Genomic DNA, 12,132 nt, shown 5'->3' on the forward strand with positions numbered 1-12,132 from the left:
CCTTTAGCATTGGTGCACGCAGTGGATAAAGACGTAACGAGTATATGAGTCTATGAGCATAAAGGTAAAACGACGGGTTCACGTCGCGGCGGCAGCGATTATCAGCGCCGATCAACAGCAAGTACTGATCGCTCGTCGGCCATCAAACGTAGATCATGGCGGGCTTTGGGAGTTTCCAGGCGGCAAACTGGCCCCTTATGAAACAGGTCTTGAAGGGTTAAAGCGTGAGCTGCACGAAGAGCTAGGCGTTGAGATTGTTTGTGCCCAGCCGTTGATTCGCGTCCACCATGAGTACCCCGACAAGCATATCTTGCTCGATGTATGGCAAGTGCATGAGTTTGCTGGCGAGCCCTTTGGTCGTGAAGGGCAGGCGGTGCGCTGGGTGCCCATGAGCGAGCTCTCCAACTACCCCTTCCCGGCGGCTAATTTGCCGATTCTGCGAGCGGTAAGGTTGCCTACCGAGTATTTAATTACCGGGGAAGAGTTGGATGAGGCGCGTTTCGATGCGTTTTTGGAACGCGCGCTGCGTGAAGACAAAATTCGCCTGGTACAACTGCGCGCCAAGCAGTTGGATGAAGCGGCTTATCTGGCTCGTGCCCAGCGTGCCTTGAGCCTGTGTCGTAAGCACGGCGCGCGACTGCTGCTCAATGGTGAGCCGACGCTGCTTGATCACATTGACGCCGATGGCATTCATTTGACCAGCGAGCGTTTGATGCAGCTCGAGCGTCGTCCGATTGCCGAAAGCAAGTGGCTGTCCGCATCAACACACAACCAAACCCAGCTTACCCAGGCGGCGGTGTTAGGCTGCGACTTTGTTAGCTTATCGCCGCTGCGCACCACACCGTCACACCCGGAAGTATTCCCGCTCGGCTGGCATGATTTCCAGCAGTTGGTAGAGCGCGCAGGCATGCCGGTATTCGCACTGGGTGGCATGACGCGCTTTGATGCCAATCATGCCCGTGCCGTGGGCGCTCAAGGAATCGCATCGATCCGCGATTTCTGGAAATAACACGCCAAGCCAGAACGCATAAAAAGAGCGTTATATAATGAAAAACGCCTGCCTCGGTATTTAGCCAAGGCAGGCGTTTTTACGTTTTCATCTTTAAGACTAAGGCCAAGCCTACTAGTCGCGGTAGCGGCGAGTCAGATCCCCATAAGCGTCCACACGACGATCGCGCAGATAGGGCCAGATGCGGCGGGTATTTTCACTGCGCGCCATATCCAGCTGAACGACTAACTGTTCAGTCTCTTCCCCCGCATGGGCCAATAGTTCACCTTGTGGTCCGCAGACGAAGCTGCCGCCCCAGAACTGAATGCCGTCTCCCACCCCAGAATGATCCGCCTCAAAGCCAACCCGGTTGGCGACTAGAACCGGCAAGCCGTTGGCGACACCGTGGGCGCGCTGAATCACTGTCCAGGCATCTTTTTGGCGGCTCTTTTCTTCCCCGTCGTCATTGGGATCCCAGCCGATCGCCGTGGGGTAGAGCAGTAAATCGGCACCGGCTAGCGCCATAAGACGGGCGGCTTCGGGGTACCACTGATCCCAGCAGACCAAGACGCCGAGACGGCCCACGGATGTTTCGATCGGAGTAAAGCCTTCTCCGCGGGTGCTGTCATGATCACCCGGCGTGAAGTAAAACTTCTCATAAAACCCGGGATCATCGGGAATGTGCATCTTACGATACTGACCTACCCGGCCCTTGGCGCGGTCATAGACCACCGCAGTATTGTGGTATAGCCCTGGAGCGCGGCGTTCAAATAGCGACCCAACCAGCACAATATTCAACTCTTTAGCGAGCGCCGCCAGGCGCTGGCCGGTAGGGCCATCCAGCGGTTCCGCTAGATCAAACAGGGCAGGGTCTTCAAATTGGCAGAAGTAGTGGGTGGCGTGCAGTTCTTGTAGCAGTACCAACTGCGCGCCTTGTTTAGCGGCGCTACGGATACCTTCTTCGCTTGCTGACAGGCTTTGGGCTTTGTCCGGCCACGCGGGTTGCTGCACAACAGCGACGGTTAGCGTTGTCGACATGGTGACTCCTTTAGCAAATAGCGGTCGTGGCAGGCGTGCCCCGGGCAAGCGTGCCTTGTGGAAGCTGCATGGTTAAACAGTGCAGGCTGCCATGTTGGCGAATAACGCTTACGCACTCAATCGGAATTAGCGTGTGCTCAGGAAAAGCAACCGCTAGCGCGTTCAGTGCAGTGACATCCGCCGGGTCGCCGTAGGTAGGCACCAGTACGGCCTGATTGATGATCAGGAAATTTGCGTAGGTGGCGGGCAGGCGGTGGCCATCTTCCGGGTCAAAGCAGGCTTGGGGCCAGGGCAGTGGAACAAGCCGGTAGGGTTCACCATTGCGTTGCCGGAAAGACTGCAGTTCTTGCTCCATCGTCGCCAAGGCCGCGTAGTGCGGGTCGTGAGGGTCGTCACAACGCACATAGGCGATGGTGGTTGGGTTGCAGAAGCGTGCCAGGGTATCAATATGGCTGTCGGTATCATCGCCCTCTAAATGGCCGTTGGCCAGCCACAGCACACGGTCAACGCCGAAGTCTTCGCCAAGCTGCGCTTCTACCTCTGCTCGGGATAGCGTGGGGTTACGGTTGGGGTTAAGCAGGCATGCTTCGGTGGTGAGCAGGGTGCCTTCGCCGTCAGTTTCTATACCGCCGCCTTCCAGTACCAGATTCCGCGAGGCCACCGGGCAGGCCCAGGCGCCCGCATCGGCAAGCCACTGGGTGAGCAAGTTATCGCGTTCGGCGGGAAATTTTCCACCCCAGCCGGTGAACGTGTAGTCGAGCAAGACACATTGGCCATCTTCATCGACCACGCTGATCGGGCCATGATCCCGCGCCCAGGTATCGTCGGTGGGTGCGACAATAAGCTGCAGGCGTTCAGCGGGCACAGCGTAGGCGTGAAAAGTATCGGCCAGGCGCTGTTTGGTTAGTTCGTCTGGTACGCAAATAAGCACGCGCTGATAGCGTGCGGTGGCCATCACGATACGTTCGAGGGTGGCTTCGATGCGCGCAAGCAGAGGCGCCCAATCGCCGTCTGGGCGTGGCCAGGTCAGTTGTATCCCATCTTGGGGATACCATTCGGGTAGCAAACGATACGTCATAAAAGCGCAGCCCACTGTCAGCAGTAAATCGGCGCAATGTAGGGTGTGGCGGGGCAAGTTGCAAGCGTAACGTTTTTATTATGAACGCTCACGGCGAAGGCCGCTCTAATGGCCGTTTGAACATGCAGAGAGACTAAAAAAACCGTACCATGAGCGCTTATTGATAAGGAATGACGCCATGCTTGATCGTTTGCCTTTTCTGGTGGGGCTGCGCTACGTGCGCGCTAAACGCCGGAACCACTTTATTTCGTTTATTTCGCTCACCTCGATGTTGGGGCTAATGCTGGGGGTCGCCGTACTTATTTTGGTGCTGTCGGTGATGAACGGCTTCGACCATGAGCTGCGCACACGTATTTTAGGCATGGTGCCCCACGCTAAAATTGAGTCCCGGGAGGGCATGGTTGAATGGCAGGCTCTGGCTGAAGAGCTTATGCAAAGGGAGCGGGTCATTGGTGCGGCGCCCTACGTTGAGCAACAAGGTATGTTCTCCGTGGGCGGGCGTAATCAGGGAGCCATGGTCAACGGTATCAACCCGGAATGGGAAGACCGAGTGTCGATCATTGGTGAGCATATGCGCCAAGGTGAATTGACCGATCTGGTGCCCGGTGAGTGGCACGTGGTGCTGGGCTCAATGCTGGCACGCAACCTGGGCGTTGGCGTGGGCGATCGAGTAACGCTGCTGGTGCCCGAAGCATCAATCACGCCCGCCGGTGTTTTTCCTCGCTTAAAACGCTTTACCGTTAGCGGTATTTTTAGCGTCGGTGCCGAACTAGACGCTAATTTGGCCTACGCCAATATTGAAGATATGCAGACCCTTGCGCGCCTGGGTGATGCGGTTGGCGGGCTGCGTCTACAGCTGGATGATCTGTTTGCCGCCAGTAGCGAGACCCAAGCGATTCTCAATGAGCTTGGCCCGGAGTATCGGGGCAGCGACTGGACGTTCTCTCAAGGCAATCTTTTCCAGGCGATACAGATGGAAAAGCGCATGATCGCGCTGCTGTTAACCGTGATTATCGCCGTGGCAGCTTTCAACATCGTCTCTACGCTGGTTATGGTGGTGACCGATAAGCGCGCGGATATCGCCATTCTGCGGACGATCGGTGCTAAACCGAGCTCGATTATGGGGATTTTTATTGTTCAGGGCATGGCCATCGGGCTGATTGGTATCGCTGTTGGGGTGGCCGTGGGTGTGCTGCTGGCGCTGACCATTGCGGATCTGATTGGCTGGGTGGAAGGAACGCTGGGGATTCAGTTCCTGGATGCTGGGGTCTATTTCATTAGCGACCTGCCTTCACGCCTGCAGTGGAATGATGTCAGTCGTATCGTATTGGCCGCCTTTGGTCTGACGTTCCTGTCGACACTTTATCCCGCTTGGCGGGCGGCAAAAGTTCAGCCGGCGGATGTGTTGCGCTATGAATAATGGCTTCAGGAATAAGGATGACACGATGTCGATAAATACAGGGCAAGAAGCTGCCGTCATGCTCGATTGCCAGACGCTGACACGAACCTACAGCGAAGGCCCCCAGGATCTGACGGTACTGGATAAGCTCAATTTGCAGGTGCGCGCCGGGGAACGGGTGGCCATCGTCGGCAGCTCGGGGTCAGGTAAGACAACGCTGTTAAACCTGCTGGGCGGTCTTGACCGCCCTAGTGAAGGCAGCGTCGTTATCGCCGGTGAGCCTCTATCAGGGCTGAATGAAGCGGCGCTTGGCAGCTTTCGTAACCGCTACATCGGGTTTGTGTATCAATTCCACCATCTATTGGCGGAATTCACTGCACTCGAAAATGCGGCGTTACCGCTGATTATTCGCGGTCAGTCGAAAAAGGCGGCCGAGAAGCGTGCCATGCAGATACTCGAGCGGGTAGGCATGCAGCCGCGGGCGGATCATAAGCCGGGTGAGCTTTCCGGCGGGGAGCGCCAGCGCGTGGCGATTGCCCGTGCGTTGGTCACCGATCCTAGTTTGGTGCTGATGGATGAGCCCACGGGCAATCTGGATCAAACCACGGCGGCGACTATTTTGGCACTAATGGATGAACTGGCCAAAGAGAGCGCCTGTGCATTCGTGATTGTGACCCATGACGTTAGCCTGGCGGCCCATCAAGACCGCGTGCTTAAACTGGATGCGGGTAAGTTGGTCGAGCAGGCGCCGGCGCTTTAACCGTCGGGTTCAATCATTAAACCTTATCGTCAAATTCTGCTTCTATCTGCGCACGCCGCTGCCGACGTATCTGGCGGCGGCGTTTCCAGTTATGGGAGACGTGCCAGCGCCAGATCAAGCGAATGCCAATATTGACCACGATGGCTAATATGATCGCTGTTACCAACGAGCCGACGATCAGTGGCGGCATAATGTCGTGCATCTGTTCGGCGATCCAGTGCGTTGAAATACGCGAAGGGGCCTCCCGCACGGGCGCGCCGAGGATAAAGGTGCCAATCCAGTAGTTGCCGTAAAAAATCAGCGGCATCGTTAATGGATTAGTAATCCATACCAAGCCTACCGAGAGGGCTAAATTGCAGCGTGTTAGGCGCGCGCCTAGCGCGGCAACGACCATCTGAAAGGGGATGGGCAGCATCGCGCAAAACACGCCCACGCTAAACGCATTGGCAACGCTTCGGCGAGTTAGAAGCCACAACCCCGGGTCTGCAATCAGCGGTGCAATAAAGCGTAGCGAGCGCTGTTTCCTGATAGTGTCGGGTTTGGGCATGTAGCGCTGCAGGAATCTGCGCGGCATGGCGGATACTCTTGCCTATCGATGTGGCTCATTATCCATATAGAGCCACTCTTCGGCTATGCTAGGCCATTAATGAACATTCGCTGGAGGGCTCTATGCGGTTAGGTGTTGCCATGCCCGCGGCGCTTGCAGCACTTGCAGGAGGTATTTTTGCCTGGTATTTCCACACCGCAGAGGTGACTCCAAATGCGTTTGGCTGGGTGTTGGTAGCCGCGTTGCTGGTAGTGGGGCGGTGCCCGCGATTTGGTATATGGCTGCTGATCGGCGCCTGGGTCTTCACTGGCGTACAAGAAGAGTGGGGGAGTCGCTTACCGACGGGCCTAAGCGGAGAAGATCTTGCTGTTGAGGCAACCGTGTTGACCGCCCAACCGGTGGGTAATGCCACGCGCCTGCTGTTAAGCGTTGATCAGTGTCAAAGCTCTTCGACTAGCCTGGCACAACGGCCCAGCTGTTCCGCGCTCACCAAGGTGCGCATTACCGCTTATAGCGATGTTCGCTTTAGGCCCGGCGAGCAGTGGCAAATGACGCTTCGTTTGCGTCCCCCAAGTGGCTTTGCCAATCCTGATGCCTTCAATTATGAGCAGTGGCTGTGGCGTGAGGGAATCCACGCCACCGGCTACTTGCGCCAGGAGCCAGCGCCGGTTCGGCTTTCTTCTGCGGGCCCTTCTTTGCGCCAGCTAGCGCTGGATTTTTTAGCCCGCCAGCCTCTCGACGATCGAACCAAACGTTGGCTGGCAGCGTTGACGTTAGGCGATAGCGAACAGCTTACCCAAGACGACTGGTCGCTGCTGAATGCTACCGGAACCACGCATCTGGTGGTGATTTCAGGCTTGCATGTCGGGCTGGTGGCCTCATTTGTACTGCTGCTAGCCAAATCAGTCGCTCGGTTTGCAACGCCCACCAACTGGCGTATGCGCACCTGGCCGTGGTGGTTGGCAGCGCTAGCTTGTGTCAGTTACGCCACCCTTGCCGGAATGGCGCCACCGGCTATGCGGGCGATGGTGATGACATTGATCGGGCTGTGGGTGCTGAGTGGTCGGCATGCGCCGGGAGCTTGGCAGGGCTGGTGGCTGGCACTCGCGCTGGTACTTATTGTCGATCCGCTAGCGCTATGGCGTCCAGGGATGTGGCTATCGTTTGTGGCAGTGGCGTGGCTGATTATTATTTGGCAGGGGCGGCGGCGCCCTCAAGGGATAAAGGGCTGGTGCTGGGCGCTGGTGAGATCGCAACTGCTGCTAGCCCCGCTAATGGCCGCCGCCGTATTGGTGGCCTTTGGGCGAGTGGCACCCGCTGCTCCATTGATCAATTTAGTCGCCGTACCCTGGGTAAGCTCGGTGATGGTGCCGACCGCACTGCTGGGGTGGCTGCTGTCACCTCTGCCCATGGTGGGAGAGACGGTATGGTGGCTGTTTGAGCAGGCGCTAAGCGTTTTCCACCTGTTGCTGACGCTGGTGGTGCAGCACTGGCCACTATGGGAACCTGATCGGTCGTTAACGTATCCGCTCTCCCTCGCACTGTTGCTACTGTCGTTATGCTGGGGGCTACCTGCCGTGCTGCCAAGCTTACGGCTGGCAGCCTCAGCGCTGATCGTTGCGCTGCCCTGGTGGTCGCTTCCGTCATCGATTCCCCCCAATGCGCTCAGAGTCAGCGTCCATGATGTGGGGCAGGGGCAGTTGATAGAACTGCGCAGCGCGCATTATCGCCTGCTCTACGACACCGGCCCTCGCTTTCGTAGTGGTTTTATGCCTCTGGAGGCGCTTTGGTCACCGGGGCAGTTGTTTGATCAAGTGTTAGTCAGCCACGCTGATAATGACCATGCGGGCGGTATCAGCGCATTGTTAGCCGATCATCGGGTCAAACAGTGGATGGCTCCTGCAGGTGAGGCGCTGCCAATTTCCGGTATTGATTGTCAGCGTGGTCAAACATGGCAGCGTGATGGGGTGAGTTACCGTATTCTCTGGCCGCCCGCGGGTGATAACGATTTATCTGCCAACGATCGCTCCTGCGTACTTGAGGTGAGCGCTGGTGAGCAGAGACTGCTGATTACGGGGGATGTGAGCACTGAGGTAGAGCGTCGCTTTCTGCGAGAGGTGGAGCCGCCTGTTAGTGTATTGGTGGCAGGGCACCATGGCAGCGGCACCAGCTCGGGTATCCAGTTCGTACGTTCCATCGCTCCTGAGCATGTGATATTTAGCGCCGGGCGGAGTAATGCGTTTCAACATCCGGTAGATTCTGTCGTGCGCCGTTTTCGCCAGCAGGGCAGCTGTCTATGGAACACGGCGCATGACGGCGCACTGCGTTTTTGGCTAAAAGCGGCCCAGCCCATCCAGGTTGAAACAACGCGACCATTGCCAGGGCGACGCAACCAGTGTTGAAGCGCGTCGCCATCAGGTAGAATTCTCCGATTGCACACTATGGCCAGGAGCGCGTGTGACTGATTCAGGTTGGGGTATTTATAAGCGGTTGTTGGGCTATGTGAAGCCGCATTGGCGAGCTTTTGCGCTAGCGATAGTGGGCTTTGTGGTTTACGCCGCGTCGAGTACCGCGCTGGCGGAAATGATGAAGCGATTAATTGATGGCATTCAAAACCCAGATGCGGCGTTTCGGTTCTTTCTACCGCTGTTTGTAATTATTATGTTTTCCGCCCGGGGGTTAGGTACTTTTTTAAGCACCTACTTCATGGCCTATGTGGGCCGCTACGTGATTCATACCCTGCGTTGCGACGTGTTTGCCCATCTACTCCATCTGCCGGGCTGGTTTTTTGACCATCACTCCAGCGGTCAACTGGTATCACGGGTGACCTACCACGTTGAGCAAGTCGCGGGGGCGGCCACCAAAGCGGTGACGATTATTCTTCGGGAAGGCCTGTTCGTCGTCGGCTTGGTGCTCTATCTACTCTGGACTAACTGGATGCTAACGCTGCTGTTTTTGGGCGTGACGCCGATCATTGCCGTGGTGGTAAGCTACGTCAGCAAGCGCTTTAGACGCATTTCAAAACGCATTCAGCACTCCATGGGCGATGTCACCCATATTGCCTCGGAAGCGCTGTCGGGCTATCGGGTAGTGCGCACCCACGGCGCAGAGCCGTATGAAAAGCAGCGCTTTGAGCGGGTCAGTGAAGAGAATCGCCGCCAAAGTATGAAAGAAGCCATGACCCGTGCGGTCAGTTCCCCTGTGATTCTGATGTTGGTGGCCATCTCCATGGCGCTACTGGTCTGGCTGGCCATGGCACCCTCGCTGATGGAGAACATGACGCCTGGTGAGTTTGTGGCCTTTATTACCGCGGCTGCCCTGATGATCAAGCCGGTACGTCAACTGACCGAGATTAACGGTGAAATTCAGAAAGGCCTGGCGGCCGCGTCAGAGCTTTTCGGATTGCTGGATATGACCCCTGAAGAGGATAGTGGCAAACATATTGCCAGCCGTTTAAACGGCGATGTCGTGATCGATCATGTTAGCTTCCGCTATGCCGACGACCAGCCCGAAGTCCTGCACGATATTAATCTACGCATAGCACCGGGCGAACTGGTGGCGATAGTCGGGCGTTCGGGGAGCGGCAAGTCCACTCTGGTCAGCTTGCTGCCGCGTTTTTACTGCCCCACTCAAGGCAGTATTACTATCGATGGCATTAATGTTGATGAATACGCGCTTGGCCCACTGCGCCAGCAGATTGCTCTGGTGTCGCAGCAGGTGACGCTATTTAACGCCTCGATTGCCGATAATATTGCTTACGGGGTGGCCAATCCTGATCCCCAGGCTGTTCAGGCTGCGGCTGAAGCCGCCTATGCCCATGAGTTTATCGATAAGCTTCCCAATGGTTATGCCACCACCGTGGGTGAAAATGGCGTGATGCTCTCGGGCGGCCAACGCCAGCGGCTGGCGATTGCCCGGGCGATCTTCAAGGACGCGCCGCTACTGGTGCTGGATGAGGCCACTTCTGCGTTGGATACAGAATCCGAGCGCTATATTCAAAAAGCCCTTGAGCGAGTCTGTGAAGGGCGCACCACGCTGGTCATCGCCCACCGCCTCTCTACCATAGAGCGGGCTGACCGGATTGTGGTGATGGATCAGGGGCGCATTATCGAAGAGGGGTCGCATCAGTCGCTGCTTGATGCCGATGGCGCCTACGCGGCGCTGCATCAACTGCAGTTTCAAGAAGCGCCATGAGGCTATCGATATGAGCCTTTTGATATGAGCCTATCGTTATGAGCTTTGCCAAGAGAACGCTGGCGGAGCGCTGGCTGCAAGGCGCTTACCAGGGCAGCCGCTGGCTATCGCCGTTGAGGCCTTTAGGGGCGCTTTATCAGTGGGCCATGGCGCGGCGGGAGCGGGAATACTCTAGCGGCCAAAAAGCTACTTGGAAGGCGCCGGTGCCGGTTATCGTGGTAGGCAATATCACCTTGGGGGGGACGGGTAAATCGCCGCTGGTGGCGTGGCTAGCTGGCTGGCTGGTGGCCCAAGGCTGGTCGCCAGGTATCGTTAGCCGCGGCTATGGCGGAAATGCGCCCAGTTACCCGCTGCTGGTCACCGCCGACACGAACGTTGTCGAAAGCGGTGATGAGCCGCTGATGCTGGCACAGCAGACGGGACTGCCAGTGGCCGCAGACCCCAATCGCGTGCGCGGTGTTCAGGCACTGATCGAGAAGGGCTGCGATATTATCTTGAGCGACGACGGTTTACAGCACTTGGCACTGGATCGAGATATTGAGTTGGTGGTTGTGGATGGTGACCGTGGATTGGGCAACGGGCGCTGCCTGCCCGCCGGGCCGCTGCGCGAGTCGCCCAGCCGGTTGCAGCGTGTTGACGCGGTGATCATTAACGGCGACTCACAGCCCTCTTTGTCGCTTACTCCGTCTATTATGCAGGCAGCCACTACTATGCAGCTGGCGCCGCTGCGCTGGCGCCGCCTTGATGACGGCGCACGTTTTCCGCTTGCGCCGCTGCCGTTTACGCTGCCGGTGCACGCGGTGGCAGGTATCGGGCATCCCGAGCGCTTTTTTCGTACACTCTCCGCGTTGGGTGTTGAGGGCGAGTGGCACCCGTTGGCCGACCACCAGCACTTTAGTGCGGGCGCGCTAAGCTTTGCAGATACCCGCCCAGTGATTATGACCGCTAAAGACGCCGTTAAGTGTTACGCCCTGGCCCCGCCTAACAGTTGGGTATTAGATGTGGAGGCATCCCTTCCACCCGAATTTGAGCACTGGCTGGCAGCGCGGCTGTCGGCACTTTCCTAAAGGAGATAAGCGCATGGATAAGGAACTGCTGGCAATGCTGGTCTGCCCGTTGTGTAACGGTAAGCTGAAGTATGATCGCGATGCTCAAGAGCTGCGCTGCCACTACGATGGCCTTGCCTATCCGATCAAAGAGGGGATTCCGGTGATGTTGCCGGAAGAGGCTCGCGTGATGGATGCTGATGAAAAGCTGCCTACTTCTCCAGGACGCTCTCCAGGACGTTCCCAAGAGCGTTTAGGAGACGCTTAATGGCTGTCTTTGATGACATGGTTGATTTCAAGGTGCCTGATTTTACCGTCGTCGTACCTGCTCGCTACGGCTCTACCCGGCTGCCCGGCAAGCCACTGCTTGATATTGCCGGGGAACCGATGGTCGCTCACGTATGGCGCCGTGCTTGCCAAAGCCACGCCAGCCGAGTGGTCGTGGCAACAGACGATAGCCGTATTCGTGATGCCATGCTGCCCTACGGCGCCGAAGTGATCATGACCCGCGACGATCACCCCTCGGGCACCGACCGATTAGCCGAGGTGGCTGGTATATTGGCATTGACGGATGATGCGCTGCTGGTGAATGTGCAGGGCGATGAGCCGCTGATTCCTCCCGCGCTGATCGACCAGGTGGCTCTGCGCCTAGCCGACGATCCCGGAGCGTCGATAGCCACGCTGGCGGAGCCTATCAATGACGTGGACACGCTGTTTAATCCCAACGTGGTCAAGGTGGTGCGAACGCTACAAGGCCGCGCGCTGTATTTCTCACGGGCCCCTATCCCCTGGGATCGTGAGCAGTTCAAAGCGCCACCGACCATGCTGGCAACCGATGCCTGGCTGCGCCATATCGGTCTCTATGCGTATCGTGCCGGTTTTCTAGCTGCCTACCGAGACTGGCCAGCCTCAAGCCTCGAACAGCTTGAACAGCTTGAACAGTTGCGTGCGCTGCAGAATGGTCACGCTATTCAAGTGGCATTGGCCTGCGAAGTAAACCCTGCCGGTGTTGATACGGCCGAGGATCTAGCGCGGATTCGGGCGCTGCTGGCCTAGCGCGGGTTCGGGCGTTGCCGGTTTAG

At 57.5% G+C, this 12,132-nt stretch carries 11 protein-coding genes; 8 read left to right on the forward strand and 3 right to left on the reverse strand.

Annotated elements, in window-relative coordinates; all coding sequences use genetic code 11:
- Nucleotides 1-52: 52 nt before the first annotated feature.
- A complete protein-coding gene (locus tag RO22_RS08585) occupies nt 53-1,009 on the forward strand; it encodes a Nudix family hydrolase (RefSeq protein WP_009286398.1) in 957 nt (318 codons plus the stop codon).
- Nucleotides 1,010-1,123: 114 nt separating this feature from the next.
- On the opposite strand, the gene RO22_RS08590 is transcribed toward RO22_RS08585, so the two are convergent.
- The gene (locus RO22_RS08590) at nt 1,124-2,026 is read right to left on the reverse strand and encodes a carbon-nitrogen hydrolase (protein WP_022523893.1); all 903 of its coding nucleotides are present in this window, start codon (nt 2,024-2,026) and stop codon (nt 1,124-1,126) included.
- Between the two features lie 10 nt (nt 2,027-2,036).
- Entirely contained in the window at nt 2,037-3,104 is a 1,068-nt protein-coding gene (locus RO22_RS08595) for an agmatine/peptidylarginine deiminase (RefSeq protein WP_041158061.1), read from the reverse strand.
- Nucleotides 3,105-3,282: 178 nt separating this feature from the next.
- Between RO22_RS08595 and RO22_RS08600 the strand changes: the two genes are divergently transcribed.
- Both RO22_RS08600 and RO22_RS08605 read left to right on the forward strand, forming a co-directional pair.
- The gene (locus tag RO22_RS08600) at nt 3,283-4,524 is read left to right on the forward strand and encodes a lipoprotein-releasing ABC transporter permease subunit (protein ID WP_022523891.1); all 1,242 of its coding nucleotides are present in this window, start codon (nt 3,283-3,285) and stop codon (nt 4,522-4,524) included.
- A gap of 25 nt (nt 4,525-4,549) precedes the next feature.
- Nucleotides 4,550-5,263, forward strand: coding sequence for an ABC transporter ATP-binding protein (locus RO22_RS08605; RefSeq protein ID WP_022523890.1), 714 nt, complete (start codon nt 4,550-4,552; stop codon nt 5,261-5,263).
- A gap of 16 nt (nt 5,264-5,279) precedes the next feature.
- On the opposite strand, the gene RO22_RS08610 is transcribed toward RO22_RS08605, so the two are convergent.
- Complete coding sequence (locus RO22_RS08610) at nt 5,280-5,837, reverse strand: DUF2062 domain-containing protein (protein ID WP_009286403.1); 558 nt, start codon at nt 5,835-5,837, stop codon at nt 5,280-5,282.
- A 95-nt stretch (nt 5,838-5,932) separates the two neighbouring features.
- Here RO22_RS08610 and RO22_RS08615 point away from each other — a divergent pair, with 95 nt between their 5' ends.
- The 5 genes from RO22_RS08615 to kdsB are packed head-to-tail and all read left to right on the forward strand — an operon-like array spanning nt 5,933 to nt 12,106.
- Nucleotides 5,933-8,212, forward strand: coding sequence for a DNA internalization-related competence protein ComEC/Rec2 (locus RO22_RS08615; protein ID WP_041158062.1), 2,280 nt, complete (start codon nt 5,933-5,935; stop codon nt 8,210-8,212).
- A gap of 55 nt (nt 8,213-8,267) precedes the next feature.
- Entirely contained in the window at nt 8,268-10,004 is a 1,737-nt protein-coding gene (gene msbA / locus RO22_RS08620; RefSeq protein WP_041158063.1) for a lipid A export permease/ATP-binding protein MsbA, read from the forward strand.
- A 38-nt stretch (nt 10,005-10,042) separates the two neighbouring features.
- Complete coding sequence (gene lpxK / locus RO22_RS08625; protein ID WP_009286404.1) at nt 10,043-11,071, forward strand: tetraacyldisaccharide 4'-kinase; 1,029 nt, start codon at nt 10,043-10,045, stop codon at nt 11,069-11,071.
- Between the two features lie 13 nt (nt 11,072-11,084).
- A complete protein-coding gene (locus RO22_RS08630) occupies nt 11,085-11,318 on the forward strand; it encodes a Trm112 family protein (RefSeq protein ID WP_022523886.1) in 234 nt (77 codons plus the stop codon).
- The gene (gene kdsB, locus RO22_RS08635) at nt 11,318-12,106 is read left to right on the forward strand and encodes a 3-deoxy-manno-octulosonate cytidylyltransferase (protein WP_009286405.1); all 789 of its coding nucleotides are present in this window, start codon (nt 11,318-11,320) and stop codon (nt 12,104-12,106) included. The genes RO22_RS08630 and kdsB overlap by 1 nt, the downstream gene beginning before the upstream one ends.
- The last annotated feature ends 26 nt before the right edge of the window (nt 12,107-12,132 follow it).

Origin of the sequence: Halomonas sp. KHS3 (genome assembly GCF_000830495.1) — a bacterium.
Taxonomy (GTDB): domain Bacteria; phylum Pseudomonadota; class Gammaproteobacteria; order Pseudomonadales; family Halomonadaceae; genus Vreelandella; species Vreelandella titanicae.

What these genes read in the sequence shown, in the direction of transcription:
- RO22_RS08585 (WP_009286398.1), top strand. Translation starts at nt 53, where the DNA reads ATGAGCATAAAGGTAAAACGACGGGTTCACGTCGCGGCGGCAGCGATT.
- RO22_RS08590 (WP_022523893.1), bottom strand. Translation starts at nt 2,026, where the DNA reads ATGTCGACAACGCTAACCGTCGCTGTTGTGCAGCAACCCGCGTGGCCG.
- RO22_RS08595 (WP_041158061.1), bottom strand. Translation starts at nt 3,104, where the DNA reads ATGACGTATCGTTTGCTACCCGAATGGTATCCCCAAGATGGGATACAA.
- RO22_RS08600 (WP_022523891.1), top strand. Translation starts at nt 3,283, where the DNA reads ATGCTTGATCGTTTGCCTTTTCTGGTGGGGCTGCGCTACGTGCGCGCT.
- RO22_RS08605 (WP_022523890.1), top strand. Translation starts at nt 4,550, where the DNA reads ATGTCGATAAATACAGGGCAAGAAGCTGCCGTCATGCTCGATTGCCAG.
- RO22_RS08610 (WP_009286403.1), bottom strand. Translation starts at nt 5,837, where the DNA reads ATGCCGCGCAGATTCCTGCAGCGCTACATGCCCAAACCCGACACTATC.
- RO22_RS08615 (WP_041158062.1), top strand. Translation starts at nt 5,933, where the DNA reads ATGCGGTTAGGTGTTGCCATGCCCGCGGCGCTTGCAGCACTTGCAGGA.
- lpxK (WP_009286404.1), top strand. Translation starts at nt 10,043, where the DNA reads ATGAGCTTTGCCAAGAGAACGCTGGCGGAGCGCTGGCTGCAAGGCGCT.
- RO22_RS08630 (WP_022523886.1), top strand. Translation starts at nt 11,085, where the DNA reads ATGGATAAGGAACTGCTGGCAATGCTGGTCTGCCCGTTGTGTAACGGT.
- kdsB (WP_009286405.1), top strand. Translation starts at nt 11,318, where the DNA reads ATGGCTGTCTTTGATGACATGGTTGATTTCAAGGTGCCTGATTTTACC.